Here is a 25995-nt window from a genome sequence, read left to right as displayed (position 1 = left end):
GGATTCGAGTGGCCTGCGAGAAAAGAACGGCTGCTGCCATTTGATCGGGACAGCGGCGTCACCGGCGCTCAGCTCTCATGGAAATGATTGTAGACGAGCTTGGCGACCTGCTCTGAAATACCGTCGACCTTGACCAGATCCTCGACTGCCGCGCGGCTGACCGCCTTCGCAGTGCCGAAGGCCAGCAGCAGCGCGCGCTTGCGGCCGGGACCGATGCCGGCGATCTCGTCGAGCGGGCTCTTGACCAATTCCTTCTTGCGCCGCGCGCGGTGCGAACCGATGGCGAAGCGATGCACCTCGTCGCGCAGCCGCTGGACGAAATAGAGCACGGGATCGCGGACGGGCAGCGAAAACGAGTCCCTGCCTCTGACGAAGAAACGCTCGCGGCCGGCATCGCGGTCCTGGCCCTTGGCGATGCCGATGGCCGCCACGCGATCCTCGATGCCGAGGTCGGCGAGGATCTTGCGCACCGCGCTCATCTGGCCCTGGCCGCCATCGATCAGGATGACGTCGGGCCAGGCCGGGAAGCTGCCGGAGATGTCTTCTTCGATGTCGTCGCCTGCTCCACCGGCTGCCGCGTCGTCGGGAACGACATCGCCATGTTCCTTCAGCAGCCGCGAAAAGCGCCGTTCCATCACCTCGCGCATCATGCCGAAATCGTCACCGGGCGTGATCTCGGTCGAGCGGATGTTGAATTTGCGGTACTGGTTCTTCACAAACCCTTCCGGCCCGGCGACGACCATGGCGCCAACGGCGTTGGTGCCCATAATATGCGAATTGTCATAGACCTCGATGCGCACCGGCGGCTTCGGCAGGCCGAAGGTCTCGGCAAAGCCGGCGAGTAGCCGGCCTTGCGTGGAGGTTTCGGCCAGCCGGCGGCCGAGCGCCTCGCGGGCATTCTGCAGCGCGTTGTCGGTCAAATCCTTCTTCTCGCCGCGCTGCGGCACCGAGATCGACACTTTACGGCCGGCGCGGGTGGACAGCGCTTCGGCCAGCAGTTCCTGATCCTGGACGCCTCGCGACAGCAGAATGTTCCGTGGCGTCGGCTTGTCGTCATAGAACTGCGCCAGGAACGAGCCCAGCACTTCCGCCCCCTCCAGTGCCGGATCGGCCTTGGGGAAATAGGCGCGGTTGCCCCAGTTCTGGCCGGTGCGGAAGAAAAACACCTGGATACAGACCTGGCCGCCCTCCTGATGGATGGCAAAGACATCGGCCTCGTCGACCGTGGCCGGGTTGATGCCCTGATGGCTCTGCACATGGGACAGTGCAGCCAACCGGTCGCGATAAATGGCGGCGCGCTCGAAATCGAGCTCCTGCGAGGCCTGCTGCATGGCGGCAGAGATTTCGGTCTTCACCTTCTGGCTGCGGCCGGACAGAAAATCCTTCGCCTCGCTGACCAGCTCGGCATAGTCGCCATGCGAGATTTCGCCGGTGCAGGGACCGGCACAGCGCTTGATCTGGTAGAGCAGGCACGGCCGGGTGCGGTTTTCGTAAAAGGAGTTGGTGCAGCTCCTGAGCAGGAACGCGCGCTGCAGCGAATTGATGGTGCGCCCGACCGCGCCGGCCGACGCAAAAGGTCCGAAATAGTCGCCCTTGCGCGAGCGCGCACCGCGATGCTTGTAGATGCCGGGCGAGACGTGATCGCCGGTCAACAGGATGTAAGGGAACGACTTGTCGTCCCGCATCAGCACATTGAAACGCGGCCGCAAGCGCTTGATGAGATTGGCCTCGAGCAGCAGCGCTTCGATTTCGGTGCGGGTGACGACGAACTCCATCGTCGATGTCTCGCGCACCATGCGGCCGATGCGGGCGGTGTGGAACCGGCCTTGCGCGTAGTTGGTCACCCGCTTCTTCAGGCTGCGCGCCTTGCCGACATAAAGCACGTCGCCGGCAGCGTTCATCATGCGGTAGACGCCGGGCGCATTGGGCAGCCGCTTGACCAATGTCTGGATGACCTCGGCGCCGACCATGCCGTCGGCGTCGCCGGCATGCGGCGCCCAGTCTATCGCTGTGAAGGCGACATCGGGCCCGGTGGCCTCGGGCTCGACGATCTCCTCGACCGCTTCATCCTCAAGCTCGATGTCAGGCGGCATATCGTCGGCGGCGCCGGCGCGCGTCTTGTGTTTCTGGTCTGCGGGACTCATTCCACCATGCCTGTCACATCCGGCGTCTGCCATGCAAGATGCTGGCCGCCGTCGAGCGCGATCATCTGGCCGGTCACCGAGCGCGCCTCCCAGAGATAGCGGATGGTGGCGCCGAATTCGGCCAATTGCGGGCCGCGCTTCAGAATCAGGCCATCGACCTGCTTTTGGAAATCATCATCGTCCTGGCGCGCATTCTTCAGCGCCGGACCGGGACCGATGGCGTTGACGCGGATGCGCGGACCGAGCGCCTGTGCCAGCATTTCGGTCTGCGTCCACAGGGCCGACTTCGACAGCGCATAGGAGAAATAGCGCGGCGTCGGCCGCCAGACGCGCTGGTCGATGATGTTGACGATCAGCCCCTCCTGCCCTTGCGGCAAGGCGCGGGCGAAGTTTTGCGCCAACAGCGCCGGCGTCTTCACATGGATGGCGAAGTGAAGGTCCCATGCCGCCCAGTCGAAGTCCTCGACGCTATCGTCGACGAACAGCGACGCATTGTTGACAAGAAGCGTGACCGGGCCGAGCGCTGCCGCGGCGCGGCCGACGAGATCGCCAACCGCATCCATGTCGGTCAGATCGGCGGCTACCACGCCGGCGCGGCCGCCTCCGTCCCTGATGCTCGCAGCCAGCGCGTCGGCCTCGGCGGTCGAGCGGTTGGCGTGGATGGCGACGGCAAAACCGTGCGCGGCCAGATCCTCGACGATCGCCTTGCCGATCCGCTTCGCCCCGCCCGTCACCAGCGCCGTTCCGGCGGCTTCGATCATCTGTCAATCCTCAATCTGCGCCTCAATTCGGCTAGCGGCACATTGTGACGCGCCCAGGGGTTAAATGCCGTTTCCACCTGGGGCAGGAATGTGGCGAAACGGCTTTTTCGCCGCCGGCACCGCCCCGGATTCGGGTCGGCAGGACCGCAATATAGGACGCTGAACCCGTTGCACCAAGCCGAGTGCAGTGCAGCATCGCCTGCGTACTGACATTTCGCTGTTGCGAAGATGCAACGTCAAGCTTCGGCCTCATTCGTGCCGGGGAATGACCCATTTTCAGGTTCGCTGCCGCCGCATTTTGACACGACATTCGGAACCGTTGAGTGCCAGATCCGTTTCACCCCCCGGACGGGTTGATGGCGCTCAGGACAAACAAGCCTACGTGTCTTGTGGCTTAAGGAGTAAACAACAATGCAAACCAATCTCAAATTCGCGCCGCTCGCGGTTGCGCTCGGGCTCTTCGCCCTCAGCGGTACCGCTTTTGCTGCCGATGTCGTCTCGGAAGAGCCCCCGGCGCCAGCCCCGATCGCCGAGCTCCCCGTCGCTTCCTGGGCCGGCCCGTATGCCGGTCTCAGCGCCGGCTACGGCTTCAGCGGTCATGCCAAAGTCCACGACGGCGGCCCCGACATCAAGACCAAGGGCTTTGTCGGCGGCGTTTTCGGCGGCTACCAGTGGCAGCAGGAAAACTTCGTGTACGGTGCTGAAGCCGATCTCGGCTACAACGGCGTCAAGGGTGACAGCGGCGGCGTCAATTCCAAGGGCGGCTTCGAAGGCTCGCTGCGCGCCCGTCTGGGTTACGCCGTGACCCCGGAAATCCTGCTCTACGGCACCGGCGGCGGCGCCCTGAAGAACCAGAAGGTCTCGGTCCCCGGCGACAGCGACAGCAACACCATGCTCGGCTGGACGGCCGGCGTCGGCACCGACATCAAGATCACCGACAATGTGTTCGGCCGTGTCGAGTACCGCTACACCGACTTCGGTTCCAAGAGCTTCGACAGTGTCGGCACCAAGGTCAAAGAGAGCGCCAACCGCGTCACCTTCGGCGTCGGTATGAAGTTCTAACTGTCGTTCAAGCCACGACACAAGAAAGCCGGGCCTCGCGCCCGGCTTTTTTTGTTTCGCCCGTCAGGCCGGCACAGCCACCTTCAGCCCCGGAAACTTCTCATCGAAACGCGCTGCCCAGCGGGTCAGGCGGCCGCGGCCCTTTTCCCATTTGCCGGCGAAGCGCAGAGAGAGGTAGCCGAGGCAGGCACGCAACGCCAACTGGCCAAGCGTGATCTTCTTCGGCAGCTTCGGCGGATTGGCGTTGAGGAAATCGAGTGCGGCGGTGATCTTGGTCCACTGGCGATCGAGCCAGGGTTGATAGACCATCTCCTCCGGACGCGTGCGCCGCTCATAGACCATCGACAGCGCGCAGTCGCATATGCCGTCGGCCAGCGCCTCCAGCACTTCGGCCTCGAGGCGCTTGTCGGCATTGCGCGGCAACAACAGGCTCTTCGAAGCGCGGTTGAGATGCTGGGTGATGGCGCGGCTGTCGTGGATCGAGCGGCCGTCGTCGAGCACCAGCACCGGAATCTTGCCGAGAGGATTGGCTGACATCAGTTCAGCAGGCTTGTCCTCGGTCTTGACCGGCACCAGTTCGACGGCAATGCCGGCATGGAGTGCTGCCATGCGCACCTTGGAACTGTAGGGGGATGAGGACGCGTAGAGCAGCTTCGGCATGATCGGTTCCCTGTTTTCGGACGGCCAGTGCATGTCGCTCAACAATGCGGCTCCGGTCTTGAGAACGACGCGCGTAAAACAAAGGTCTAGAGCGCGTCGCCTGAACCCCATCGGATGCGACCGCCTTAGTGTTGGCCGATCTTCCCTGAGGGAGCAACTGCCAGAAGGGCAAAACCAGGCGGCCAATCCGCCGACAATGAAATCGCCAATGCATGTCTCACAGAAGTGGCGTCAATTTCGAGAGAACGACATGCATCAAAACAAGACCTAAATCACAACAAAAAAGCTCCCGGGAATCTGCCAGTCGGCAAAGTTCCCGGGAGCTTTGAGATGGTCCGCTGTTACTTCTTCTTGGCGGCTGGCTTTTTGGCCGGTGCAGCCTTCTTCACAGCTGCCGTCGACTTGGCGGCGGCGGCCTTCATCGGAGCCTTGGCGGCGGGTTTTGCCGCTGTCTTGGCTGCCGGCTTCTTGGCGGCGGGCTTGGCTGCTGCCTTCGCAGCAGGCTTCGCCACAGCCTTGGCGGCCGGCTTCTTGGCGGCGGGTTTCGCTGCTGCCTTGGCGGCGGGTTTTGCAACTGCCTTAGCTGCCGGCTTTGCCGCTGCCTTGGCGGCCGGCTTTGCCGCTGCCTTCGGTGCTGCCTTCTTTACTGCTGCAGGTTTCGCGGCAGCTTTCGGTGCCGCTTTCTTTGCCGGCGCTTTCGCCGCCGGCGCCTTCGTCGTGGTCTTTGCCATGCGATGCCCCTTGCGTTTGTGCCAATGGCCGTGAGTGACCCGGCGACCTAATGCATATCTGACTCGTGCGTATCTAGCCAGCGAAGCATTACATAGAATTTCGCAAATTAAGTTTCGGTTACGCTGAGAGCATTATCGCAATGATCGGCACAGAAATCGGCAAAGACTCTTCCCGCTTCGCAGCGAACTGTTGCGAGAGAAATCTCTGATATCGAGACTCACACGATCTTTTCGTCAAGCTCACATTCTCTTGCAACGCCGTCGATCTCACGCGGTCATCGGCGACCTATCGGATGGCAACAATCATCGCACCGCAGAGGCTGATCTTGCTTCATCCCCACGGTTGCAGGAACAGCACTAAACTAAACACGAGCTTTTTGCTCGTATATCGAAAGTGGTTGGATGAAAGCCAGGAAAGACAGCACTTGAAGGACAGCCTGTTGTGTGTCGGACGTCTCCCAGACGAGAAGGGAGATCGCCAGCTTCGGCGCAAGAGATGCCCAACGGAAATGGGAAACGAAAGATAGGGGAATCCTCCTCCCGGGAAGCCGCGATCCCTTGGAAGCCAAGAGGTGCAGGCCCTAAACGCCAACCCGCTCGCGCACCTGCAGCCGGCGCGAAGGCTCGGCTTGGTGGAGGTGGACGGCAAACGTATCCCGGCGGCGCAATGCCGATCTGCATCAGGATCCGCCCGATCTCGCCGCGGTGATAGCCGCCATGCGTGACGACATGGGTCAGCATTTCCTGGCGTGACATCATCGCCCTGTCGCCATCGGTGAAGGTGAAAGCACAGGCTCTGACATGAGCTTTGGCGAGACGGCTCCGATATAGTCGAGATACCAACGATCCATCGCAGCGACATCAGCGCTCAATTCATCGAGTGCCGGTGTGTCCACGGTGTTGTCGGACGCATAGCCATGACGCGTGCCGGAAAGATGCGCGGCGAATATCTTCGATACGACGAGGTTGTGGTTGATGAGACGGGTCGCTGTGTGACGCTGATCGACATGCTCCTGCTGGTCGAGGCCCGCAAGCTTCTCCAGCAATTCACCATTCGCCCAGATTTGATAAACGTAGAGGCTGCGGAGCAAATCCAGCGCGTCCATGGTCTGTATCCTTTCCAAAAAATGTGAGTATGTTATCTATATTCTTGGCTGCTGGAGCAGACATGTCTACTCGCATTGCAAAGCCGCGCTCACGCATGCGCAAGCAGCCGCGCCAGGCGCGTTCGAGAGCGACGGTCGAGGCGCTCATCGAAGCCGGTGCTCATGTTCTGAGCGCGCTCGGCTGGGCCGGCTTCACCACCAACAAGGTGGCCGATGCGGCCGGCGTCAGCATCGGCTCGCTCTATCAATATTTTCCCGACAAGCTGTCGCTGGTCGAAGCAATTCGCCGGCGACATTTCGATCAGGTGCTGTCGGTGATCGCCGAATCAGCAGAAGGCGACAAGCCGCTCAAGCGATTCGCGCAGGAGCTGGTGCGCGGCATGATCGATGCGCACAGCATCCATCCGACGCTGCATCAGGTGCTGCTCGACGAGGCGCCGGGCGATCGCGGCTCACGCGCCGCCCATGCCTCGTTCCAGTCGCGCTATCTTGATCACTACACGGCGGCGGTGGCGCAATATCGCAGGCGCAGAAAGGACAATGAGACCGTGGCCCGGGTGCTGTCCTCAGCGGTCGAGGGCGTCATCCACAATGCCGCGCGGCGAGACATGCTCGACTTGCCGGAACTGCAGAAGCAGTTGGTCGAGCTGATCTGCGCTTACGTATCTGGTGGGAAGGCGATGTGAGGCAGCGGCAGCAGTTCGGAGATTGGCGAAACCGGAGCGACATCAGATCTCCCCCTTGCGGGGAGATAGCAGGTTCAACGGCGGTTCTTATCCGACCTTAGCGCAGGACGCGGCAGCGGCCGTTGTAGACCATCCAGCGGTCGAAGCCCGAGACGCAGAATTCGACATTGTCGCCGATCGAGGCAAAACCCTGGCCTTCCTCGATCAAGTACCAGATGGTGCGGGCGCGGCCATCGGAAAGGCTGACGGTGGCGCCGCAATAGCGGCGGCCGATCGGCCATTCTTCGCTGGCCGGGAGATAGCGATGCTGGTGGATGCGTTGGAAATCGGTGATCGAAACATCCGGCAGATGCGGCACGTGATGCACCTGGTAGGAGAAGCGGCTGGAGATCTTGCTTAGCACCCATGCCTCGCCGCAAACGCCGCTGTCCTCGTCGGAATAGACGGAAAGGTCGGCGGCCTGTGCTGGCTGGCCAAGGGATGCGGCCAGCGGCGTGCAAAGCGAAATCAGGGCAGCAAGAGCGGATTTGGCAAAGCGAGTCATGGCAGCCTCTCAAAGGTCGACTGCGCCCACTTTGCGGATTCGGCGGCGCGCGGTCAAGCGGTCGCCCTGACGATGGTTTCCCGCTCCGCAACCGGTTTTGCCGGTGCGAAGCTGCGAAACCACGTCCTGACCTTCGAAAAAGCTCGCCTTGCCCATTAGGAAAAGCGGCCTGCCCATGGCCGGCGGGCCGCCGAAACCCGGTTCAGCCTTGCTTGGCGTCGCCCTGCGGTATGGCGGCCGGGTCCATCCACATCGCTTCCCAGACGTGGCCGTCAGGATCGGCCAGGCTGCGATTGTACATGAAGCCATAATCCTGTTGGGCGTTGATGTCGGCGGCGCCGCCATTTTTCGCCGCCGCCTCGTTCATCGCATCGACCGCCGCGCGGCTGTCGCAGGACACGGCAAGCATGACCTCGCTCGAGGTGGCCGGTGGGATGGGGCGATCGGTGAACTGACGCCATTTGGCATGGGTGAGCAGCATGACGTTGATCATTTCGCTCAGCACCATGCAGGCTGCGGTGTCGTCGGTGAAGTGCGGGTTGTTGTCGAAACCGAGAGCTTTGTAGAAGGCCATCGACGCAGCGAGGTCGGCGACGGGCAAGTTGACGAAGATCATACGGGGCATAGGGTCTCCTTGACAGTACACAGTTGAAACCGGACCGGCGTTGCGCCGGACCATCCTCCGATGCCTTCTCTCAACGCACCGGTTTTGCTTTGCCGCGCAGCCTCTCGGTCTACGCCTTCTGCATCGCTTCGACCTCTTCGATGAAGCCGAGCAAAAACTGCATCTCGGCCGCCGAATATTCTCCAGCAATGCGGCGCCCGCCTCTGGATCGGATGGTAGCAGCGCCGGACGAGTTCCTCGGTCTTCTTGCCCGCCGCGACCATGACCTTGCGCCTGTCATCGGGATCCGGCTGACGGCTGACGAAGCCGCGCTTTTCCAGCCGGTCGATCAACGTCGTGACCGCCGCCGGCGTGAGATTTGTCTCCCTCGCTACGAGGTTTGCCGGCCCCGCCGGCCGTGATTGATCGCACCGAGACAGCGGCGCTCGGCAGCGCTCAGCACAAAGATTTCGGCGACGGCCCATCGAACGTTTCGACGGCATCCTGCCAGCGCGACATCGCGAAGCCTATCGCGTTGACCAGTTCCTCTTCTGTCGATCTTGGCATTCGATTCGAAATCTAATAATTAGATATCTATCTATCTGATTCTGGGATTAGCGTCAACGCCGAGCCGATTAGATGTGCATCTCCATGGTTTCGGTTCGTTGAACACAGCTGAGCATTCGCGGATGGCGCCACCGTCAAAACCTCTAGCGACTTTGTGTCTTTGCCGCGGGCGTCGCCCGCTGCGAAGCGTCGCTACTCCCCGGCCAGCCATTCCAGCGACCAGTGCGCCGGCTTTTCGACCGCCAGCAATCTGTGCAGGACCGGCAGCACGATGCGCAGTTCGCGCTCCAGCGTGAAGGGCGGGTTGACCACCACCATGCCGCTGCCGTCGAGGCTTGGTTCACGCGATGCCGGCCGGATCTCGAACTCGATGTCGAGCAGTTTTGGAACGCCGGATTGCTTGAGCGCCTTGCGGAAGGCGATGATCGCTTTGCGGTCCTTGATTGGATACCACAGCGCGTAGATGCCACCCGGCCAGCGCTTGTGCGCTTTCTGCATGCCATCGACCATGCGGTCGAATTCGCCGGCTTCCTCGAACGGCGGATCGATCAACACCAGCCCGCGCTTTTCCTTCGGCGGCAGATGCGCGCCAAGCGCCAGCCAGCCGTCGAGTTCGATCACCCTGGTCTGGAAATCGCCGGCAAACAGCGTCTTCAGCCTGGCAGCATCTGCGTCGTGCAATTCGATCGCCGACAACCGGTCCTGCTTTCGCATGAGGTACCTGGCGATCAATGGCGAGCCCGGATATTTCTTCACCCCGCCATCGCGATTGAGCGAACGCACCGCTTCAAGATAGGGGGCAAGCAGCGCAGCCGCCGATTTTTCGATCGGGGCGTCGATCAAGCGGCCGATGCCGCCTTGCCATTCGCCGGTCTTTTGCGCTTCCGCCGATGACAGATCGTAGCGGCCAATGCCGGCATGAGTGTCGACGACACGGAAGGCCTTGTCCTTCTGCTTCAGATAGTCGAGCAGAAGGCTGAGCACGACATGCTTGACGACGTCGGCGAAATTGCCGGCGTGATAGGCGTGACGGTAGTTCATGCCGCGCTCATGTCGAGGAGCCTCTGCCCCAACGCGGCGGTGGCGGCTTCGAGTTCGGGTTCTCCGGCCGGCGACCGCCGAAAGCCAGAGTAAGCAGGAAGCCGATCAGGCCGACGGCCATCAGCCCATAGCCAACCGGCCGTGCGCGTTGATCGATCTCACCGGCGCCGGAGCGCAGTATCAGATCCACTGCGCGTATCGGGATATCGTCGGCGTCGCCCAGGCCGGCGGTGAAGAGATAGGCGCCGGGACTGACGGTTTCGATCACGCCGGCCTCGTCGCGAAAGATCTTGTCGGGCAGTTGTGGGCTGACCTGGCGCGGATTGTCGGCGTGGTTGAATTGCAGCGTCGAGGCAAGCACCGTGCGGCCGGCTGTGGCGGCAGTCAGCGTCAGCACGGTGCGCTGCTGCGAGACAATGCGCTCGGCCTTTGCCGTCAGGTCGACCAGCACTCTGACCGGCGCGTCGCCAGCTTTCAGCGTCACCGTCACAGGCCTAAACCGTCCCTGGTCGTAGACGCGCCAGGCGCCGATCTCGTGGCCGGAGAAATTGCTCATGGCCCAGGGATAGACGAAGCCAATGGCGGCGCCGGCAAGCAGTATCAGGACAAACAGAAAGCGCATTGAGGAGATCCGGGTGTTCGACAGATTGCCAATAACGCCCTGAAGGCCAAAAAGCGACGACTGACGCAGCGGAGCCACCTTTGTGGAGTCCGTTGGCGGCACGCAAGCCATGTGGCACTTATGGCGAATGAAGCCTTCCGCAGAAGCATCGACTTGTCTTTTCCAACCGATGCCGGTGGCTCATGCCCAATAGCACCGTGCTGATCACCGGTGCCCGCGCGCCGGTGGCGCTGCACCTGGCGCGGCTGTTGCATGGCGCCGGTCGCCGGGTGATCTTGGCCGACAGCCCGGCCCGGCCGATCGCCGCAGCGAGCACGGCCTGCGCCGCCTACCATCGCCTGCCGCCGCCGCGCTTTGCCGCCGATGCCTATGCCAAGGCGGTGGAAGCGCTTGTCCGCGCGGAAGGCATCGAACTCGTTATCCCGACCTGCGAGGAAGTCTTTTATCTCGGTCGTCTCTGGCAGCACCGCGCCATGCCGGCCCGCCTCTTCGCACCCGAGATGGCGATGCTCGCCCGCGTTCACGACAAGCATGCCTTCATCCGGCTGGCGCAGAGCCTTGGGCTCGACGTGCCGGAAACGATACTGCTGCAAAGCGAGGCCGATCTCGACGGCGTTCGTGGCCAATCGCGCGAATTGGTGTTCAAACCTGTGTGGTCACGTTTTGCCCGTGACGTACTGCTGCGGCCATCGCCGGACAAACTCGACGCCGTCCGCCCCTCGCCCGCCGCTCCTTGGGTGGCGCAGCGCTACATCGCAGGTGAAGAGATCAGCGCCTATGCGGTGGCGGTCGAGGGTGAACTCAAAGCGCTGGCGCTCTACAGTTCGCTCTATCGCGCCGGCATGGGCGCCGGCATCTGTTTCGAGCCAGTCGGGGATGCGGCTGCCCGGCGCTTCGTCGAAACCTTCGTCGCCGGCGCCGGCTGGACCGGCCAGATCTCCTTCGACCTGATGCGCGAGAATAACGGCACGGTGCTGCCACTGGAGTGCAATCCGCGCGCCGTGAGCGGCCTGCACTTCTTTCGCGATCCGCGGCGCTTCGCCGACGCGGTCCTGGAGGATGGCGCCGAGGTGAAGCCCGACGTGACGGCGCCGCAGACGGTGAGGCTTGCGATGTGGATCTACGGGATGCCGGCGGCACTGCGCTCCGGTGGTCTCGGCAGCTTTCGCCAGGCGATGCACGATGCCGATGAGCTGCTCGACTGGCCGGGCGACCCCGCGCCGAAGCGGGCGCAGTGGCGCACGCTGGCCGAGATCGCCGGCACAGCACTGCGCCAGCGCATCAGCCTTCAGGCTGCGTCGACGCGCGATATCGAGTGGAATGGGCCGGAGCAGGACTAGTCGAGTTGAAGCGGAACTTCCCGTTTTCAGCTGAGTGCGTAAGTCCTGCTAAGGTTGCCTAAACGGGATTAACTGGCTTTGCGGACAATTGCAGGCCAAGCGCCTTGGTTACGCCCAGCAATGTACTGAGGCGCGGATCGCCCTTTTCGCTCAGCGCCTTGTAGAGTGCCTCTCGGGTCACGCCGGCGTCCTTCGCTATGCTTGTCATGCCGCGGGCGCGCGCGACAATGCCGAGGGCGTGCGCAATATAAGTCGCGTCCCCGGTCTCGAACGCATCAGCGAGCAGTTCGGCTTGAGACTCAGCATCATCAAGATATTCGGCGGCGTCGAATGGTGTGGTTCTGAGGGTCATATCAAACTTCCTTTGCCATTTTCCTGGCTTTTCCGATGTCCCTGTCCTGCGAGCCTTTGTCACCGCCGCAGAGCAGGATAATGACCGTGTTGCCGCGCCGGACGAAGTACACGCGGTATCCCGGACCGTAATCTACGCGCAATTCTCCTATGCCATCGAAGAACTTGGCGTCTCCCAACAGCCCAGCCTGAACGCGGACAATCCGTTGGGTGATCTTCTTTACGGCGCGAATGTCCGTGAGCCCTCTGAGCCATTTTCGGAATTCGTCAGTGGATCGAACTTCGATCATCCGTGAACTATAATTTACAGCAGAACTGGAATCAAGTGCCGTGAACTTTAGATTACAGCTCGATCTGGTACACCCTCGGCTCTGCCGCCGCCGGTGGCATCTTGCCGTCGATGATCGCCGCTATGTCGCGGCGCAGGAAATCCAGCGGGCCGATCGCCGGCTGAACCTGCGGCGATATACGGGCGTTGTCGCTGGCCGATTTCAGCACACGGCGATCCTGCTGCAGGGCAAAGGCAAAGAGCGGCCGGAAAGCAAGCGCCTTGAGTTCGCCGAACAGGCCCTGTCGCGGGCCGATCAGCCAGCCGACGCCTCCGACGGTCCGTTCGTCCGCCTGACGCAAATGGAAAGTGGTCGCCAGCGCCAAGCCGCCCTTGCCCCAATATTCGAGTTCGACGATGCCGGGATGGCGGTAGCGGCCGATGGTTCTGGCGCGCTCGCCTTCCAGCAGCCGGCTGACCAGCCCCTGTTGGCGGTCCTCGCCGGTGTAGCAGCTTTCGACCCAGCCCTTGCCGCCGGTCACCTCGACGCGCACGAGATGGCGCTTTGCGGTCAGGCCGCGCAGCACACCCTTGTGGGTGAAGTGGGTGTGAGTGGCGTCGAGAATGTTCTCGGCGGCGTCGAGCACCGTCGATCGCGCCGAGCTTCGCACCCGCTTCACGACGACATCCTTGCCTTGCATGCAATGGAGATAGGGCTCGCCCTCAGGCGTGCCTGCCGAGACGAAGACGACGCCGTCGCGCTCGATCGCGCTGTAGCGGCGGATACGGTAATGCGGGACGTCGCCGACATGGCCGGGAATGGCGGTGCAGCGCCCTTCCCCATTGTAGCGCCAGCCATGATAGGGACATTCGATCTCGCCACCGACGACCTTGCCGGTCGAGAGTTCGACCAGGCGGTGAGCGCAGCGGTCGAAGAGGGCTGCAATCCCCTGCGCCGAGCGGAACAGCACCAGCGGCGTGCCATCGAACAGGATGCGCTTCGGCTTGCCTTTGATATCGACTGACCGCACTACCGCCTGCCAATAGTCTTTGTCTTTTTGCTGCTGGGCTTCGCTCAAAGTTCAAATCTCCTGAGCAGAGGGATGCCGATCTTCGCGAGCACAAATTCCATGATACGCACTGCAGCGCGCTGGCGGCGCCGAAGATGGCCGGCATAGACGGCGTTGTACTCCACCGTTGCCACGGCGCCGCGCAAGCGTTTGAAGGCGGCGGCACCGGCGCTCATGTTGAAGAACAGGCCGTGCGCCATCGCATGGTCCTGCGCGATCGCCATCATCATGCGGTAGAGCCCTTCGCTCACTGGAAGACTTGTGTCGTAGCCAACGATTGGCTGCGTCAATGTCCTGCCGTTCTGAGACAAAGCGGCGACTGCGACCAGTTCACCGCCGGGACGACGCAGGCCTGCCAGTTGCAGGATGCCGCGACGGTGCGTCTCACCGATATAGCGGGCGGTGTAGTGCGGGTTGAGTGGCGTATATTTGTCGAGATAGAGCATCCGGTAGAGCGCTTCGGAGCGCGCATAGTCGGCTTCGGTGAAGTCGCCATTGCCGACCCGCTCGAACGGCGTCGTGCGCAGCCGCTTGCGGTCGCGCTTCATGTCGTTGGTCATGGCCGAACCGCGCCCGGCGAAGATGTAGATTTGCCGCGCCGCCAGCATTCGAAAACCCTCGGCCTTCAGCGCTGCGATTGTCGAGGGATCGGCGATCTCGCTCAGGGAGCGGATGAGAACAGCGCGATCGGGAAAACGCGCCGTGAGATCGTCGCGGATCGCAGCGACCGCGTTGCGATCGAGCAGCGGCACCGGATTGGTCGAATAGAGCCAGTTGTTGACCTGAACCTGATGGTCGAGGCCGCTATCCTGACCAGCGGCGCGCACAGGCCAATCAACATGCGGATCACTCTTTGCAGCACGGGCGACGAGACGAAATTGCGGGTCTCGTCGATGGCGTAGTCGATATAGGCGCTGGACGGGCAGCAGATATAGCAGTTCGGCGCCTCGCTTCTGTCGTTCAGCGTCAGTGGAAAGAAGCGGCCAGCGATCTCGAAGGCCTCGACGGCGACCGTCAGATTTCGCACGAGGTCGCGCACCGGCACCTCGTTAAAAAGCTGAACGAAGGCTTCGACCTCACGCGGGTTGATTTCTACCCGGTTCGTCTGATCGAGTGGCAACATAGCGAGCCGGTTCATGATGCCGCTCCCAGGTGGCATTCGACCCGACGCAGTTTGCGGCCGGTCTCCAACGGCAGGTCCCTGCGAACAAGGCTGACCGAAGCTGTCGCCTGGCGCGCCGCCAGCAAATTGCGCACGGACTGATGGGCGGCGGTGGCGGCTTCGTCGGCAAGCCCGGGGGCCAGGCTGAGTTCGATTGCATCTTCAGCGGTCTGGACCAGGCGGAAATCGTCGATGCGCCGGTCGGCCTTGAGCACCGCATTGCGTAGTATGTCGGGCGTGACGAGGAGCTGCCCGTGCGGCGAGGCGAGCCGGAAAGCGTCGTCCATGCGGCCGACGATGTCGTCCAGCGTGCGCAGCGGCGAGCCGCAGCGGCATGGCTTTTCGGACAGCCGCAGCAAGTCGTTCATCCGGTAGCGCGCCATGATCTGGGTCCGGCGGCGAAAGGCGGTGATCAGCGGCATGACCAGGCCGTCGCCGGCCGGTTCGAACTCGAAGAACACCGAATCCTCGGCCAGATGCAGCCCGCCCTGGCGGCAGGTGACGGCGAACAGCCCTTCGGTCGCCATGTAGATCTGGTCGACCTGACCACCAAAGAATGCCTCGATGACCGGCCGGTCAACCGGGTCGAGCGTTTCGGCGGCGCTGAAGACACGCTGCGGCTTGAGCCGAAAGCCCTCGGCCGCGAAGTGCCGCAGTATCTTCGGTGGCGCGATGATCACCGTCGGCGCGAAATCTTCGAGAGCGCCGCGCCAGCTCTCCGGACCGCGCGTCAGATCGAAGAAGCGCAGGTCGATACGCCGCGATTTGCGCGCGCTATCGTAGAGCCCGGTGTTTTGCGGCAGGACCACCGCAACGCGCTGCCGGCGCCAGAGCAGATCGGGCACGGCCTTGGCCAGGATGGTGCCCAGCCAGCGGTATTTTTCCGCCTCGGAAATGACGAACAGGCCACGATTGCCCGACGTGCCGGTGCTGGAGCCGACAGTCAGCTCGCCAATGCGGCTATCGCCGGCCTGCGCCTTCCAGGCCTCGGCGGCCGAGACGCCATGAATGTTGAAGCGCTCGAAATTGCCCATCACCGTCGCCTTGTCGGTCACCGGCAGGTCGCCGAGAAGACGCGGCGCCTTGCCGTAGAACGGCGCGCGCGGCAGGTCGCGGTCGAGAAAGCGGCGCAAGGCTTGCGCCTGCCAGCGCTCGAAACTCTCGCGGCTTTTGCGCGAAACCCATTGCGTCAGCGCAAACGAGCGGATCGCTTCGGCCGGCCCGTTCACGCGCTCTCTCCGGCCACATCGTAGGCCGTCACCGCCGGATCATGACAAAGAACAACCTCGCCGCCGGTCGCCAGAAACCGACGCAACATTACGCTGGTCGGCTCGATCGCGGCGGCATCCTCGGCCAGCAGGGTTGCAGGCAGACCGGGAGTTCGGTTTTCCACCAATGCTCTGATCAGCCATTGCGCATCGACGGCGTAGAGCAGCGGCCGCTCCAGATTGGGGAACAAAAGGCCGAACTGGCCATCGGCATGGCCGGGCAGATCGACTGCGACGACGCTGCCGTCGCCGAACAGATCGGCGCCGCCTGGCACGCCGCCGCGAGGTTCGACCTGCCGCTTCGACGACAGCCCGTCGAGTCGGGCCTCGAAGTCAGACGGGAACAGTTCCTTGAAGACGCCATGGCGCAGATTCTGCAGGGAAGTCTTGGCCTTCGCCCGCGCCCAGGCGGTGTCATTGGCGATAAGCCGAGCGTTGGGAAACAGCGACAGGCCCGACATGTGGTCGGCATGGAAATGCGTGACAACGACGGTGCGGACGTCCTGCGGCGAGAGGCCGAAGCGCGCCAGTACCGCGAGCGGCTGCTCGGCTTCGTTGAGCTGGGGCCGGAGGATCGCACTGTAAAGACGCAGCGCCGTGCTGCGCTCGCTGCCTTGTGTCACATGCGGCGTGTAGCCGGTATCGATCAGTACGGGGCCGGCCTGTGGATGCATGATCAGGCCGTAGCGGACACGTAGCCTGACCTTCGCCCAGCTGCCGCCGCGCAGGATCAGGCGCTCGGCTGCGCTGACAGAGGCGCTGTTGGCGAAGACGATCTTCACGCAACCTCCCTGCTTTCCGTCGCCTTGCCGAATGTGCGATCGAGCCCTTCCTCGAACGACACTTTCGGCGCCCAGCCGAGGATGCGGCCTGCCTTGGAAAGATCGAGGCTCTGCGCATAGGCGAACAGGCCAAGACCATAGCGCGTCACCGGCGGTTCCGGGCGGCCGGGCAATATATTCGCTACCGTCTCCGCTATCCCGGCCGCCAGCATGGCGGGCCAGAGCGGCATTCTGCGCCAGCGCGGCTGCACGCCGGCGCGGGCGCAGGCCGCCTCGGCAATGCGGCGGACCGGCACCACTTCGCCGCCGGAGATGTTGAATATCTGTCCCTCGGCAGCGCTGACGGCGGACAGCGCGGCAAGCACCGCATCGACGACATCCTCTATATAAGTGAGATCGATGCGCGCCTTGCCGTCGCGAAACAGCGGCAGCGGGCGCTGCCGTGCCACCTGCAGCAGACGCGGCAGCAGCGTGCGGTCGCCGGGACCGTAGAGGCCGCGCGGCCGCAGCACCACCGGGCTGATCTCAGGCGCCGCCAGTACGATCTCCTCGGCCTGCCGCTTGGTGCGGGCATAGTGGTTGACCGGAGGGGCAAGGCCGCATTCTCGGAAACTCCGAGCTGGTCGCGATAGGCGAAACAGACCGTCGGGCTGGAGATATGGACGAAGCGGCGCACGCCTTGCCCGCGCGCGAAATCGCTGAGGTTGCGGGTAGCTGTGACATTTGCCGTCTGGAAATCCGCCAACCTGCCGAAGGGCGCGGAAAGTGCCGCGCAGTGGATGATCGCATCGACGCCGTCGAGAGCGCGCGCGGCAGCTGCATCGAATGGTTGAGACAAATCGAGCCGAACGACCCGATGACCAGCGGCTTCGAGCGCCGCGCAGCGTTTGGCGTCCCTGCCAAGACCCAGCGCCGGTGTACCCAGTGCAGCCAGCCGCGCCATGACATGCGCGCCGAGGAAGCCGCTGGCGCCGGTGACGAGGACGCGTCCCACGGTCATGCTTCCAGCGCCATGCCGCCGAACGACACGCCGGCCGAGGTGCCGAGGAACAGCACTTTGGCGCCGGGCACTATGCGTTGTTCGCGGCGCGCGACGTCGAGCGCAAAGGGGATGGAAGCGGCGATCTGATTGCCGTAGTGCGCCGCGATGTCGACGAGCTTTTCCCTGGCGAAGCCGGTCTGGCGCGCCATGTGGGCGAGCGCGAAAGGGCTTGCCTGATGCGGCACGACGAGGTCGACATCGTCGTGCCGCCAGCCGGCGCGATCGAGCAACTCCGCTACAAAGCCGTTGAAATGGCGTGACGTGACGCGAAACAGTTCCTTACCCTCCATGTGGAACAGGCTGTGGCGGGCAAATTCCTCAGGCTCACGATGAAAGTCGAACCGGGTGCCGCCGGAGCCGATGCTGCAGGCCTCATAGGCGGAAGGGTAGGTGCGCATCAGGTTGGCCGCGACTCGACCCTCGGCAGGGGCTGCCTGTTGCAGCACGGCGGCCGCCGCGCCATCGCCGAAGAGGGCAGCAATTTCCGGCTGGTCCCGCCACGGCAGCGCGCGCGAGGCGATTTCAGACGAGAACACCAGCGCCGTCCGGCATTGCCCGGCCTCGATCAGGCGCGACGCGGTCTCGAAGGCTGTGAGGAAGCCGAGGCAGGTGCTGTTGACGTCGAAAGCGGCCGCCGACCCATCGGCAAGGCCGAGGCGCTGCATGACCAGCGGCGCCGTCGACGGCAACGGCTGGTAAGGCACGCCGCAACCGCCGATGACCAGATCGACACTGCCTGTCTCAAGTTCGGCATCGGCAAGCGCCAGACGGGCTGCGGCACAAGCAAGGTCGACCTGCGATTCGGCCTCGCAGACATAGCGTTCGATGATGCCGGTCGCGGCCTCGAAATGTCCATCGCCAAACCCCAGCCGCGCATCGAGGGCGCGCGACGTCACGCATCGAGCCGGCACGGCCCGCCCCGTTCCGATGATCCTGATCCGCATTCTCAGCCCGCCGCTTGAGTTGCGCTTTTCGCAATCCTTAGATCGGATCGTTCGGCGATAACAGCGTCGTTTTCAAGACGCGCCGGCAAAGCGCTTACGCCTTGCGCTCCCAGCGCCGGTCCGGCGTCTGCTGCCAGTAGGTGACCGCGTGGCCAGCCTCCTTCAGCACCTTCCAATGCATCCGCGCACCTTCTACCTGGGCCGTGTCGTGACCGTCGAAAAGGAACACGGCGCGTTCATAGCCGGCGAGATCCGCGGGTGCGGCGCCATCGACGAGGAAGCGTATCTGCGCCTGGTTGGGGTTGGCGTCGCTTGTGGTGAGAAGGATTGGCTGTTCGGCCGGATGGGCTTCACGGTCGGTCGCGTGCGCGAGGAACGAATCGTCCCTGAACGTCCACAGATGCTGGTCGAGCGCGTCGCGCCGCTCTTCGGTGCCGGTCTGCACCACGGCTCGCCAGCCGCGATCGATGCTGCGCTCGAGCAGGCCCGGCAGCGCATCCTCCAGCGTCGATTCGGTCAGGTGGTAGAACAGGACATCGGCCATTCCCTGCATTATCCCTCGTAATTGTCGCGCACCAGCCGGTCGAGCAGCCTGACGCCGAAACCCGAGCCCCAGGACTGGTTGATCTCGCTCGGCGGCGAGCCCATCGCGGTGCCGGCGATGTCGAGATGCGCCCACGGCGTTTCCTTGACGAACCGCTGCAGGAACTGCGCGGCGATGATGGCGCCACCATAGCGGCCGCCGATGTTCTTCATGTCGGCGTTCTTGGAATCGATCAGCTTGTCGTATTCGGGCCCAAGCGGCATGCGCCAGAGCCGCTCCTGACTCGCCTGGCCGGCCGCCGTCAACCTGTCCGAAAGTTCGTCATTGTTGGAGAACAGGCCGGCATAATGCTGGCCGAGCGCGACCATGATGGCGCCGGTCAGCGTCGCCAGATTGACCATGAATTTCGGCTGGAAGCGGTCGTTGCAATACCACAGCGCGTCGGCCAGAACGAGGCGTCCTTCGGCATCGGTGTTGAGCACCTCGATGGTCTGACCCGACATCGAGGTGACGATGTCGCCGGGGCGCTGGGCATGGCCGTCGACGGCATTTTCCACCAGCCCGACGATGCCGACGACATTGGCCTTGGCCTTGCGCGCGGCTAGCGCCTGAATGAGCCCGATGACGGCCGCGGCGCCGCCCATGTCGCCCTTCATGTCCTCCATGCCGGAAGCCGGTTTCATCGAATTGCCGCCGGTGTCGAAGGTGACGCCCTTGCCGACGAAGGCGACCGGTGCGTCCTTGGCCTTGCCGCCCTTCCATTGCATGACAGCCATCCGGGCGCCGCGTGGCGAGCCTTGCGCGACACCGAGGAGCGAGCCCATGCCGAGCTTCTTCATTTCCTTCTCGGTGAGGATCTCGACCTCGACGCCGAGCGCTTCCAGTTCCTTGGCGCGGGCGGCGAATTCGATCGGGCCGAGCGTATTGGCCGGTTCGTTGACAAGGTCGCGCGCCAGAAGCACGCCGTCGATGACCGCAACCTCGTCGGCGAAGGCCTTTTTCGCCGCGGCAGGATCGGCGGTGTGGATGGTCACCTTGACCGGTTTCTTCGGCTCGGCATCGTCCTTGTCTTTCCTGGTCTTGTATTTGTCGAAGGAGTAGCTGCGCAGAATGATGCCGGCGGCAAGGTTCGCCGCTTGCCTGCCGCCAATCTTTGCGCCCGGCACATCGAGGATGACGGCCACCTCCGCTGCCTTGCGCAGGGACGCGGCGATGGTGCCGCCAAGCTTCAGCCAGGCAAAGTCATCGAGGCCGGCGACCTTGCCGGCGCCGACCGCCACCAGTCGGTCGAGCGATGTACCCTGCGGCGCCAGCACTTCGACGACACCGGCGAATTTTCCGGAAAACTCCGCCACCGGAAACGCCCGCGCCAGCGTTCCTGAGGGGTCGCAGGCCTTTGCCGGTTCGCCAAGGCCACCATCGTCGGCCGCCAGCACGAAGATGCTGCCCTTTTTGGGTGCGGCAAATTTGGCGAAGGCGATCAATGGTCTCAAAGTCATCAGGTCCTGCTTTCGGGAAACGGCTCAGATTTTCAGGAAAAATGCATTCTCAGGGAAGATGCGCGACATTTGGTCGTTTTCCTTGCTTTGGCAAGACTTTGCCGGAATCAGGGCTCATATGCACAGCGGAATCGATAACGATTCGTCGCGGCACGGCCCCGCTTTCCTGCCGCAACCTGTTGTTAACCATCGATGTTCTCCCTTTCTTATCCATTGCCGCCGACACTCCGGCCTGCGGGACGGGCGATGTGGGACGGAGAATCGGATCGAACCGCCTGAAAGAAATGGCCAAACGCACCCAGTTGTACAGCCGCAGCCGGACGACTACCTTGTCCGCGGGCATGATGCCGTTCGGCAAATCGAGAAAAGCCTTACATGAAGGTCGTTGAACGCTACATCATGCGTCGCGCACTGGCGGTGTTTCTCGCTGCGCTGATCTGGACGCTGGCCATTGTCTGGACGACGCAGGTGCTTGCCCGCATCGACCTGGTCACCGACAGTGGCCAATCGGCGCTGACTTTTTTCGAGGTCGCAGGCCTCATCATCCCCACCATCATCCCGATCGTGGTCCCGTTCGCCCTGGTGGTGGCGGTTGCCCAGACGCTCAGCGTCATGAACTCCGATTCGGAATTGGCCGTCATCAACGCCGCCGGCGCCTCGCGCTGGACGATTGTGCGGCCGGTCCTGCTGATCGCGCTGGCGGCCAGCGTCTTTTCCTTCGCGGTCGACAATGGCGTCGAACCCTATGCCAGGCAGAAGAACCGCCAGCTGATCGCATCCTCGCGCGCCGATCTCTTGTCGCTGATCATCCAGGAAGGCACGTTCCGCAAGATCGACGACGGGCTGTTCCTGCAGATAGGCGAGCGGCTGCCGGACAACCGGCTCGGCGGCATCTTCGTGGCCGATTCGCGCGAGGAAGGCGCCAATCTGATCTATTATGCCAAGAGCGGCAGCGTCGTCGAAAAGGGTGACGAGAAGGTGCTGATGATGAATGACGGCGTCATTCATCGCAAGACGCTGACCGGCGACCTGTCGGTCATCCGCTTCACGTCCTACGCCTTCGACCTTTCCGCCTTCATGTCGGCGGCGAACGATATCATGCTCCTGCCCAAGGACCGAACGACGCAATACCTGCTCAACCCGGATCCGAACGACAAGATCTTCCAGCGCAGGCCCGGCGCCTACAAGGCCGAGCTCGACCAGCGCTTTTCCGAATGGTCCTATTCGCTGGTGTTCGCGCTGATCGCGCTGGCCGTGGCAGGCGATGCGCGCTCACACCGCGAGGCGCGCATCCACCCGCTGATCACAGCCATCGCCATTGCGCTGTTCGTGCGCTGGCTGGGCTTCTTTGCCGCCGGCAAGGCCGACAAGATCCCGCAATACGCCTATATGGTCTATGGCGTGCCGGTCATCGCCTCGGCGGTCGCCATCTGGTTCATCGTCACCTCGCGAAGCATGGAACTGCCCGGCAGCTGGGCCGACTGGATGACGAATTTCGCCGGCCGCGTCAGCGATGGCTGGACGGCGCTCAAGCTGCGCCTCAATCGGCGCTACACATCCGGCCAGGGAGCCTGACGATGGGCTGGACCCTGGGCCGCTACTTCTTCTTTCGCTACGTGTCGATCACGATCTGGTTCTTCATCGGCCTTCTGGCGCTGGTGTTCCTGATCGACTTCACCGAGCTGTCCGGCCGCATCACCGGCCTGCCGGGCTTCACCTACGGCACGGCGGTCGCGATCTCGGCGCTGAGGATGCCGATGATCATGCTGCAAACGGTGCCGTTCGTCGGCCTGTTCTCGGCGATGGCGACGCTGGTCTCGCTCAACCGAAAATACGAGCTGGTGATTGCGCGCTCGGCCGGAGTGTCGGCCTGGCAGTTTCTGTTGCCCTGCTGCATCGGTGCGCTGTTATTCGGCATATTGTCGGTCGGCGTGCTCAATCCGATCGCCGCGCATGGCTTCTCATGGTCGGAGCAGATGGAAAACCAGCTGCGATCCGGCAATTCGAACGTGGTGGCGGCCGATGCCACGCCGTGGATCCGCCAGAAAACCAACTCCGGCGACACCATCATCGGCGCCCGCGCCATCCTGAACCAGGGCCTGGAAATGGCCGACACCGTGTTCTTCGTCCTCGATCCGCAGGGCAATATCGTCGAGCGCAAGGACGCCGCGCGGGCCTTTCTGCGCGACGGCTACTGGGAATTGCAGGACGTCAAGGTGTTCAAGGACGGCAACATCCGTTCCGAAACGACCGACCAGTTGCCGACTAACCTCAAGCCGGAATTCGTGCAGGAACGGCTGGCGCGCCCCGAAACCATCCCGTTTTACGACCTTCCCGGCAAGATTGAGGTTGCCCGCTCCTTCGGCCTCAAGGCAAATGCCTTCGCCATGCAGTTCGATTCGCTGGTGGCGTTACCGTTCCTGCTTGTGGCCATGACGCTGATTGCGGCAACAGTTTCAATGCGATTTGCGAGGATGGGGCAGTCGGCAACGATGATTCTGGGTGGCGTCCTCGCCGGCTTTCTGCTTTATGTCGTTTCGGTATTGGTCAAGGCATTCGGCGTGGCGGGATTCGTGCCCACAGCCGTGGCTGCATGGGTTCCGGTTGTCGTGGCTATGTTCTTTGGGGTGACATTCCTGCTATACAAGGAAGACGGCTAGTGAGGGAGGCGGCTTTGCGCAGCCATAGGCAGGCCGGTTTGGCGCGCCTCTATTCGGCGAGCGCCTTGGCATGCCTGCTCGCCTGCGGCGTGCTGACGGCTCCTGCGCTGGCGCAGGACGTCACCGACGTGGCAACGAAGGTTCCTTCCGGCTCCCAGATGCTGCTGGCGGCAGACACGCTCGTCTATAACAACGACAACCAGACGGTCACCGCCATCGGCGGCGTCCAGATCGACTATGGCGGCAACAAGCTCGTCGCCCAACGCGTCGTCTATGATCGAAACACCAAGCGGCTGGTTGCCAGCGGCAATGTCGAGATCGTCAACAGCGACGGCACCAAGATCAACTCGCAGCATATCGATATTACCGACGATTTCGCTGACGGTTTCGTCAATGCGCTGCGCGTCGAAACGCCTGAAAAAGCCTATTTCGCCGCCGAAAGCGCCGAGCGCATGGGCGGCGTGCTGACAACGTTCCACAACGGCGTCTATACGGCCTGCGAGCCTTGCGAAGACAAGCCGGACAAGGCGCCGACCTGGCGGATCAAAGCCAGGAAGATCATTTGGAACGGCGAAAAGAAGACGGTTCGCTTCGAGAACGCGAATTTCGAATTCTTCGGCTTCCCGCTGGCTTATCTGCCGGCGTTCGAGATCGCCGACCCTACGGTCAAGCGCAAAAGCGGCTTCCTGATCCCCAGCATCGGCTACAACAACCGTCTCGGCGTCGGCGTCAAAGTCCCCTACTATTTTGCCCTGTCGCCGACCTATGACCTCACCGTTACGGGCAGCGGCTACACCAAGCAGGGTTTCCTCGGCGAGGCCGAGTGGCGCCAGCGCTTCAACAATGGCCAATACACGCTGAAGCTTGCCGGAATCAACCAGCAGGACCCTGGCGCTTTCCGTGATTTCGCGGCTTTCCCCGGCGGCTACAATGTCAATTCGGGGCCAGCAGGCGATCCGAACAAATTCCGCGGGATGATGGGCACCAAAGGCCAGTTCGCCATCAATCCGCGCTGGGACTTCGGCTGGGATATCCTGCTTCAGACCGACAAGAATTTTTCGCGTACCTACACGATCGAAGGCTACAACGACGCCGTGCATCAATCGTCGGTCTACCTGACCGGCCTAAACGACCGCAATTATTTCGATGTGCGCGCCATGCGCTTCCAGGTTCAGGAAAACACACCGGACGGCAACGTCGCATCGCGCAGCGACAAGCAGCCCTGGGTGTTGCCGTCGCTCGACTATGCCTACATCCCCGACATGTCGGTGGCCGGCGGCCAGCTGTCGTTCAACGTCAATGCACGAGTCATTCGCCGCGACGATCTCGATCAGGCCTATTTTACGCCCTACGTGCCGGGCTCCGGCGTCCAGCGCGTGCGCGGCATCGAGGGCGAATCCGGTCGCCTCACCGCCGAAGCCGAATGGAAGCGTACCTTCACCACGGACGGCGGATTGCAGTTGACGCCCCTTCTGGCTCTGCAGGGCGACGTCGACTATCTCAACGCTTCTTCGGCTTCGCTGACTGCGGTAAACCAGATGGCAATGAATGTCGGTGCCGCCGACGACATGCGGTCTTCCTTCGCCCGTTACATGGCGACCGCCGGCCTTGAGATGCGCTGGCCGGTGCTGTTTTCGATGGCCGGCTCCAGCCATATCGTCGAGCCGATGGCGCAGGTCTTCATGCGCCCGAACGAGCAGTATGTCGGCGGGCTCGCCGTTCCCAACGAGGACGCACAGAGCTTCGTCTTCGATGCCACGACGCTGTTCGAGCGCGACAAGTTCTCCGGCTACGACCGCGTCGAAGGCGGCAGCCGCGCCAATGTCGGATTCCGCTATTCCGGCGCATATGACAATGGCTGGAGCACCAATGCCATCTTCGGCCAATCCTACCAGCTGGGCGGCCGCAACTCCTTCAATTCGCCGGATCTGGTCAATGTCGGCGCCAATGTCGATGGGGCTGCTAATTCGGGCCTGGAGACTTCGACCTCCGACTATGTCGGCCTTGTCGGCTTCAGCAGCCCGAGCGGCTTCTCCGGTTCGCTCAGCGGCCGCTTCGACGAGCAGACCTTCGAAGTTCGCCGTGCCGAGGTGAAGGCCGCCTATTCCGGGCTGCCGGTTTCGCTGAGCGCCAAATACGCCTTCATCCAGGCGCAGCCGCTCTATGGTTTCACCACCGATCGCCACGAAGTCACGCTCGGCGCCTCGACGCACCTGGCCGAAAACTGGCGCGTCTTCGGCACCGGCACCTACGACCTGCAACAAAGCGTGCTGGTCAAGGACGGCGTCGGCTTTGCCTACAATGATTCCTGCTTCACCTACCTGATGACGTACTCGGAATCACGCGACATCAACACCAAGGAAGTGTCGCAGAATGTCGGCTTCAACCTGTCGTTCCGCACGCTCGGCGATTTCGGCTCGTCCCAAAGCTCGATCGACTCCATCCAGTAGAGCCGGCTGACGACATCGTTTTGCCGCATAAAGCGGGCACGGATTTCACCAATATCGGGCTGGAATCGGCCAAAACCGGGCTAGAAT

General features: G+C 62.9%; 28 protein-coding genes and 1 pseudogene. 6 read left to right on the top strand and 23 right to left on the bottom strand.

Annotation, left to right across the window (positions count from 1 at the left end; genetic code table 11):
- Window positions 1–68: 68 nt before the first annotated feature.
- Both uvrC and NLY44_RS01475 read right to left on the bottom strand, forming a co-directional pair.
- Window positions 69–2144: an excinuclease ABC subunit UvrC gene (gene uvrC / locus NLY44_RS01480; protein WP_023715084.1), complete on the bottom strand. Its 2076-nt coding sequence runs from the start codon at window positions 2142–2144 to the stop codon at window positions 69–71.
- A complete protein-coding gene (locus tag NLY44_RS01475) occupies window positions 2141–2905 on the bottom strand; it encodes an SDR family oxidoreductase (protein WP_023684725.1) in 765 nt (254 codons plus the stop codon). The genes uvrC and NLY44_RS01475 overlap by 4 nt, the downstream gene beginning before the upstream one ends.
- A 411-nt stretch (window positions 2906–3316) precedes the next feature.
- On the opposite strand from NLY44_RS01475, the gene NLY44_RS01470 reads away from it, so the two are divergent.
- Window positions 3317–3967 carry an outer membrane protein gene (locus NLY44_RS01470; protein WP_023805654.1) on the top strand — a complete coding sequence of 217 codons (651 nt, stop codon included), beginning with the start codon at window positions 3317–3319 and terminating at the stop codon, window positions 3965–3967.
- A gap of 63 nt (window positions 3968–4030) precedes the next feature.
- On the opposite strand, the gene NLY44_RS01465 is transcribed toward NLY44_RS01470, so the two are convergent.
- From NLY44_RS01465 to NLY44_RS01455, 4 genes are all read right to left on the bottom strand, one after another.
- On the bottom strand, window positions 4031–4627 hold the full coding sequence (locus NLY44_RS01465) for a glutathione S-transferase family protein (protein ID WP_023689091.1): 597 nt from the start codon (window positions 4625–4627) through the stop codon (window positions 4031–4033).
- A 341-nt stretch (window positions 4628–4968) separates the two neighbouring features.
- Window positions 4969–5358, bottom strand: a complete 390-nt coding sequence (locus NLY44_RS01460; RefSeq protein WP_023742331.1) for a hypothetical protein — start codon at window positions 5356–5358, stop codon at window positions 4969–4971.
- 357 nt (window positions 5359–5715) lie between these two features.
- Window positions 5716–6099: a DinB family protein gene (locus tag NLY44_RS32895; RefSeq protein WP_353654477.1), complete on the bottom strand. Its 384-nt coding sequence runs from the start codon at window positions 6097–6099 to the stop codon at window positions 5716–5718.
- Window positions 6100–6113: 14 nt separating this feature from the next.
- A complete protein-coding gene (locus tag NLY44_RS01455; protein WP_348524359.1) occupies window positions 6114–6464 on the bottom strand; it encodes a DinB family protein in 351 nt (116 codons plus the stop codon).
- A gap of 62 nt (window positions 6465–6526) precedes the next feature.
- Here NLY44_RS01455 and NLY44_RS01450 point away from each other — a divergent pair, with 62 nt between their 5' ends.
- Window positions 6527–7150, top strand: coding sequence for a TetR family transcriptional regulator (locus NLY44_RS01450; RefSeq protein ID WP_031202005.1), 624 nt, complete (start codon window positions 6527–6529; stop codon window positions 7148–7150).
- Between the two features lie 97 nt (window positions 7151–7247).
- On the opposite strand, the gene NLY44_RS01445 is transcribed toward NLY44_RS01450, so the two are convergent.
- From NLY44_RS01445 to NLY44_RS01425, 5 genes are all read right to left on the bottom strand, one after another.
- Window positions 7248–7694 carry a hypothetical protein gene (locus tag NLY44_RS01445; RefSeq protein ID WP_023747898.1) on the bottom strand — a complete coding sequence of 149 codons (447 nt, stop codon included), beginning with the start codon at window positions 7692–7694 and terminating at the stop codon, window positions 7248–7250.
- A gap of 202 nt (window positions 7695–7896) precedes the next feature.
- Entirely contained in the window at window positions 7897–8319 is a 423-nt protein-coding gene (locus NLY44_RS01440) for a VOC family protein (protein WP_023747899.1), read from the bottom strand.
- Complete coding sequence (locus tag NLY44_RS01435) at window positions 8307–8783, bottom strand: MarR family transcriptional regulator (protein WP_156932416.1); 477 nt, start codon at window positions 8781–8783, stop codon at window positions 8307–8309. Before NLY44_RS01435 ends, NLY44_RS01440 begins: the two co-directional genes overlap by 13 nt.
- 274 nt (window positions 8784–9057) lie before the next feature.
- The gene (locus NLY44_RS01430) at window positions 9058–9906 is read right to left on the bottom strand and encodes a 23S rRNA (adenine(2030)-N(6))-methyltransferase RlmJ (RefSeq protein ID WP_023805655.1); all 849 of its coding nucleotides are present in this window, start codon (window positions 9904–9906) and stop codon (window positions 9058–9060) included.
- Between the two features lie 7 nt (window positions 9907–9913).
- The gene (locus NLY44_RS01425) at window positions 9914–10528 is read right to left on the bottom strand and encodes a hypothetical protein (RefSeq protein ID WP_023805656.1); all 615 of its coding nucleotides are present in this window, start codon (window positions 10526–10528) and stop codon (window positions 9914–9916) included.
- A 182-nt stretch (window positions 10529–10710) separates the two neighbouring features.
- Between NLY44_RS01425 and NLY44_RS01420 the strand changes: the two genes are divergently transcribed.
- Window positions 10711–11868, top strand: coding sequence for an ATP-grasp domain-containing protein (locus NLY44_RS01420; protein ID WP_031202007.1), 1158 nt, complete (start codon window positions 10711–10713; stop codon window positions 11866–11868).
- Window positions 11869–11926: 58 nt separating this feature from the next.
- Here NLY44_RS01420 and NLY44_RS01415 read toward each other — a convergent pair whose 3' ends face one another.
- The 12 genes and pseudogenes from NLY44_RS01415 to NLY44_RS01360 all read right to left on the bottom strand — a co-directional run bounded on the left by NLY44_RS01415 (window position 11927) and on the right by NLY44_RS01360 (window position 21141).
- Window positions 11927–12220, bottom strand: coding sequence for an addiction module antidote protein (locus NLY44_RS01415; protein WP_023672747.1), 294 nt, complete (start codon window positions 12218–12220; stop codon window positions 11927–11929).
- Between the two features lies 1 nt (window position 12221).
- The gene (locus tag NLY44_RS01410) at window positions 12222–12509 is read right to left on the bottom strand and encodes a type II toxin-antitoxin system RelE/ParE family toxin (protein ID WP_023672746.1); all 288 of its coding nucleotides are present in this window, start codon (window positions 12507–12509) and stop codon (window positions 12222–12224) included.
- Between the two features lie 52 nt (window positions 12510–12561).
- A complete protein-coding gene (locus NLY44_RS01405) occupies window positions 12562–13566 on the bottom strand; it encodes a Rieske 2Fe-2S domain-containing protein (RefSeq protein ID WP_023805658.1) in 1005 nt (334 codons plus the stop codon).
- A complete protein-coding gene (locus NLY44_RS01400) occupies window positions 13563–14309 on the bottom strand; it encodes a GNAT family N-acetyltransferase (protein ID WP_286456515.1) in 747 nt (248 codons plus the stop codon). Before NLY44_RS01400 ends, NLY44_RS01405 begins: the two co-directional genes overlap by 4 nt.
- Window positions 14219–14695 carry a hypothetical protein gene (locus NLY44_RS01395; RefSeq protein WP_210164637.1) on the bottom strand — a complete coding sequence of 159 codons (477 nt, stop codon included), beginning with the start codon at window positions 14693–14695 and terminating at the stop codon, window positions 14219–14221. The genes NLY44_RS01400 and NLY44_RS01395 overlap by 91 nt, the downstream gene beginning before the upstream one ends.
- Window positions 14692–15948 (bottom strand): F390 synthetase-related protein, encoded by a 1257-nt coding sequence (locus NLY44_RS01390; RefSeq protein WP_023805659.1) that lies wholly within the window; start codon window positions 15946–15948, stop codon window positions 14692–14694. Before NLY44_RS01390 ends, NLY44_RS01395 begins: the two co-directional genes overlap by 4 nt.
- Window positions 15945–16769: an MBL fold metallo-hydrolase gene (locus tag NLY44_RS01385; RefSeq protein WP_023805660.1), complete on the bottom strand. Its 825-nt coding sequence runs from the start codon at window positions 16767–16769 to the stop codon at window positions 15945–15947. The genes NLY44_RS01390 and NLY44_RS01385 overlap by 4 nt, the downstream gene beginning before the upstream one ends.
- Window positions 16766–17712: pseudogene (locus NLY44_RS01380) on the bottom strand (NAD-dependent epimerase/dehydratase family protein). Before NLY44_RS01380 ends, NLY44_RS01385 begins: the two are co-directional and overlap by 4 nt.
- Before the next feature lie 53 nt (window positions 17713–17765).
- Window positions 17766–18707 (bottom strand): 3-oxoacyl-[acyl-carrier-protein] synthase III C-terminal domain-containing protein, encoded by a 942-nt coding sequence (locus tag NLY44_RS01375; RefSeq protein WP_245263824.1) that lies wholly within the window; start codon window positions 18705–18707, stop codon window positions 17766–17768.
- A gap of 142 nt (window positions 18708–18849) precedes the next feature.
- Window positions 18850–19299, bottom strand: coding sequence for a DNA polymerase III subunit chi (locus tag NLY44_RS01370; RefSeq protein ID WP_023805663.1), 450 nt, complete (start codon window positions 19297–19299; stop codon window positions 18850–18852).
- Between the two features lie 8 nt (window positions 19300–19307).
- Window positions 19308–20798 carry a leucyl aminopeptidase gene (locus tag NLY44_RS01365; RefSeq protein WP_023715072.1) on the bottom strand — a complete coding sequence of 497 codons (1491 nt, stop codon included), beginning with the start codon at window positions 20796–20798 and terminating at the stop codon, window positions 19308–19310.
- 49 nt (window positions 20799–20847) lie between these two features.
- The gene (locus tag NLY44_RS01360) at window positions 20848–21141 is read right to left on the bottom strand and encodes a hypothetical protein (protein ID WP_156941017.1); all 294 of its coding nucleotides are present in this window, start codon (window positions 21139–21141) and stop codon (window positions 20848–20850) included.
- 32 nt (window positions 21142–21173) lie between these two features.
- Here NLY44_RS01360 and lptF point away from each other — a divergent pair, with 32 nt between their 5' ends.
- From lptF to NLY44_RS01345, 3 genes are read left to right on the top strand one after another with little or no spacing between them, the layout of a single operon-like run.
- Window positions 21174–22373 carry an LPS export ABC transporter permease LptF gene (gene lptF, locus NLY44_RS01355; RefSeq protein ID WP_023672737.1) on the top strand — a complete coding sequence of 400 codons (1200 nt, stop codon included), beginning with the start codon at window positions 21174–21176 and terminating at the stop codon, window positions 22371–22373.
- 2 nt (window positions 22374–22375) lie between these two features.
- Window positions 22376–23458 carry an LPS export ABC transporter permease LptG gene (lptG, locus tag NLY44_RS01350; RefSeq protein ID WP_023702945.1) on the top strand — a complete coding sequence of 361 codons (1083 nt, stop codon included), beginning with the start codon at window positions 22376–22378 and terminating at the stop codon, window positions 23456–23458.
- Window positions 23458–25908: an LPS-assembly protein LptD gene (locus tag NLY44_RS01345; RefSeq protein ID WP_023805664.1), complete on the top strand. Its 2451-nt coding sequence runs from the start codon at window positions 23458–23460 to the stop codon at window positions 25906–25908. The genes lptG and NLY44_RS01345 overlap by 1 nt, the downstream gene beginning before the upstream one ends.
- Window positions 25909–25995: the final 87 nt, after the last annotated feature.

It is taken from the genome of Mesorhizobium sp. C089B (assembly GCF_030323125.1).
Taxonomy (GTDB): domain Bacteria; phylum Pseudomonadota; class Alphaproteobacteria; order Rhizobiales; family Rhizobiaceae; genus Mesorhizobium.
The sequence above is the reverse complement of the archived record's forward strand: the minus strand, read 5'-3'. Positions and strand labels throughout refer to the sequence as shown.

Coding starts and splice junctions, on each gene's coding strand:
- uvrC (WP_023715084.1), bottom strand. CDS start 2,144: ATGAGTCCCGCAGACCAGAAACACAAGACGCGCGCCGGCGCCGCCGAC.
- NLY44_RS01475 (WP_023684725.1), bottom strand. CDS start 2,905: ATGATCGAAGCCGCCGGAACGGCGCTGGTGACGGGCGGGGCGAAGCGG.
- NLY44_RS01470 (WP_023805654.1), top strand. CDS start 3,317: ATGCAAACCAATCTCAAATTCGCGCCGCTCGCGGTTGCGCTCGGGCTC.
- NLY44_RS01465 (WP_023689091.1), bottom strand. CDS start 4,627: ATGCCGAAGCTGCTCTACGCGTCCTCATCCCCCTACAGTTCCAAGGTG.
- NLY44_RS01460 (WP_023742331.1), bottom strand. CDS start 5,358: ATGGCAAAGACCACGACGAAGGCGCCGGCGGCGAAAGCGCCGGCAAAG.
- NLY44_RS32895 (WP_353654477.1), bottom strand. CDS start 6,099: ATGCTGACCCATGTCGTCACGCATGGCGGCTATCACCGCGGCGAGATC.
- NLY44_RS01455 (WP_348524359.1), bottom strand. CDS start 6,464: ATGGACGCGCTGGATTTGCTCCGCAGCCTCTACGTTTATCAAATCTGG.
- NLY44_RS01450 (WP_031202005.1), top strand. CDS start 6,527: ATGTCTACTCGCATTGCAAAGCCGCGCTCACGCATGCGCAAGCAGCCG.
- NLY44_RS01445 (WP_023747898.1), bottom strand. CDS start 7,694: ATGACTCGCTTTGCCAAATCCGCTCTTGCTGCCCTGATTTCGCTTTGC.
- NLY44_RS01440 (WP_023747899.1), bottom strand. CDS start 8,319: ATGCCCCGTATGATCTTCGTCAACTTGCCCGTCGCCGACCTCGCTGCG.
- NLY44_RS01435 (WP_156932416.1), bottom strand. CDS start 8,783: ATGGGCCGTCGCCGAAATCTTTGTGCTGAGCGCTGCCGAGCGCCGCTG.
- NLY44_RS01430 (WP_023805655.1), bottom strand. CDS start 9,906: ATGAACTACCGTCACGCCTATCACGCCGGCAATTTCGCCGACGTCGTC.
- NLY44_RS01425 (WP_023805656.1), bottom strand. CDS start 10,528: ATGCGCTTTCTGTTTGTCCTGATACTGCTTGCCGGCGCCGCCATTGGC.
- NLY44_RS01420 (WP_031202007.1), top strand. CDS start 10,711: ATGCCCAATAGCACCGTGCTGATCACCGGTGCCCGCGCGCCGGTGGCG.
- NLY44_RS01415 (WP_023672747.1), bottom strand. CDS start 12,220: ATGACCCTCAGAACCACACCATTCGACGCCGCCGAATATCTTGATGAT.
- NLY44_RS01410 (WP_023672746.1), bottom strand. CDS start 12,509: ATGATCGAAGTTCGATCCACTGACGAATTCCGAAAATGGCTCAGAGGG.
- NLY44_RS01395 (WP_210164637.1), bottom strand. CDS start 14,695: ATGAACCGGCTCGCTATGTTGCCACTCGATCAGACGAACCGGGTAGAA.
- NLY44_RS01370 (WP_023805663.1), bottom strand. CDS start 19,299: ATGGCCGATGTCCTGTTCTACCACCTGACCGAATCGACGCTGGAGGAT.
- NLY44_RS01365 (WP_023715072.1), bottom strand. CDS start 20,798: ATGACTTTGAGACCATTGATCGCCTTCGCCAAATTTGCCGCACCCAAA.
- NLY44_RS01360 (WP_156941017.1), bottom strand. CDS start 21,141: ATGCCCGCGGACAAGGTAGTCGTCCGGCTGCGGCTGTACAACTGGGTG.
- lptF (WP_023672737.1), top strand. CDS start 21,174: ATGAAGGTCGTTGAACGCTACATCATGCGTCGCGCACTGGCGGTGTTT.
- lptG (WP_023702945.1), top strand. CDS start 22,376: ATGGGCTGGACCCTGGGCCGCTACTTCTTCTTTCGCTACGTGTCGATC.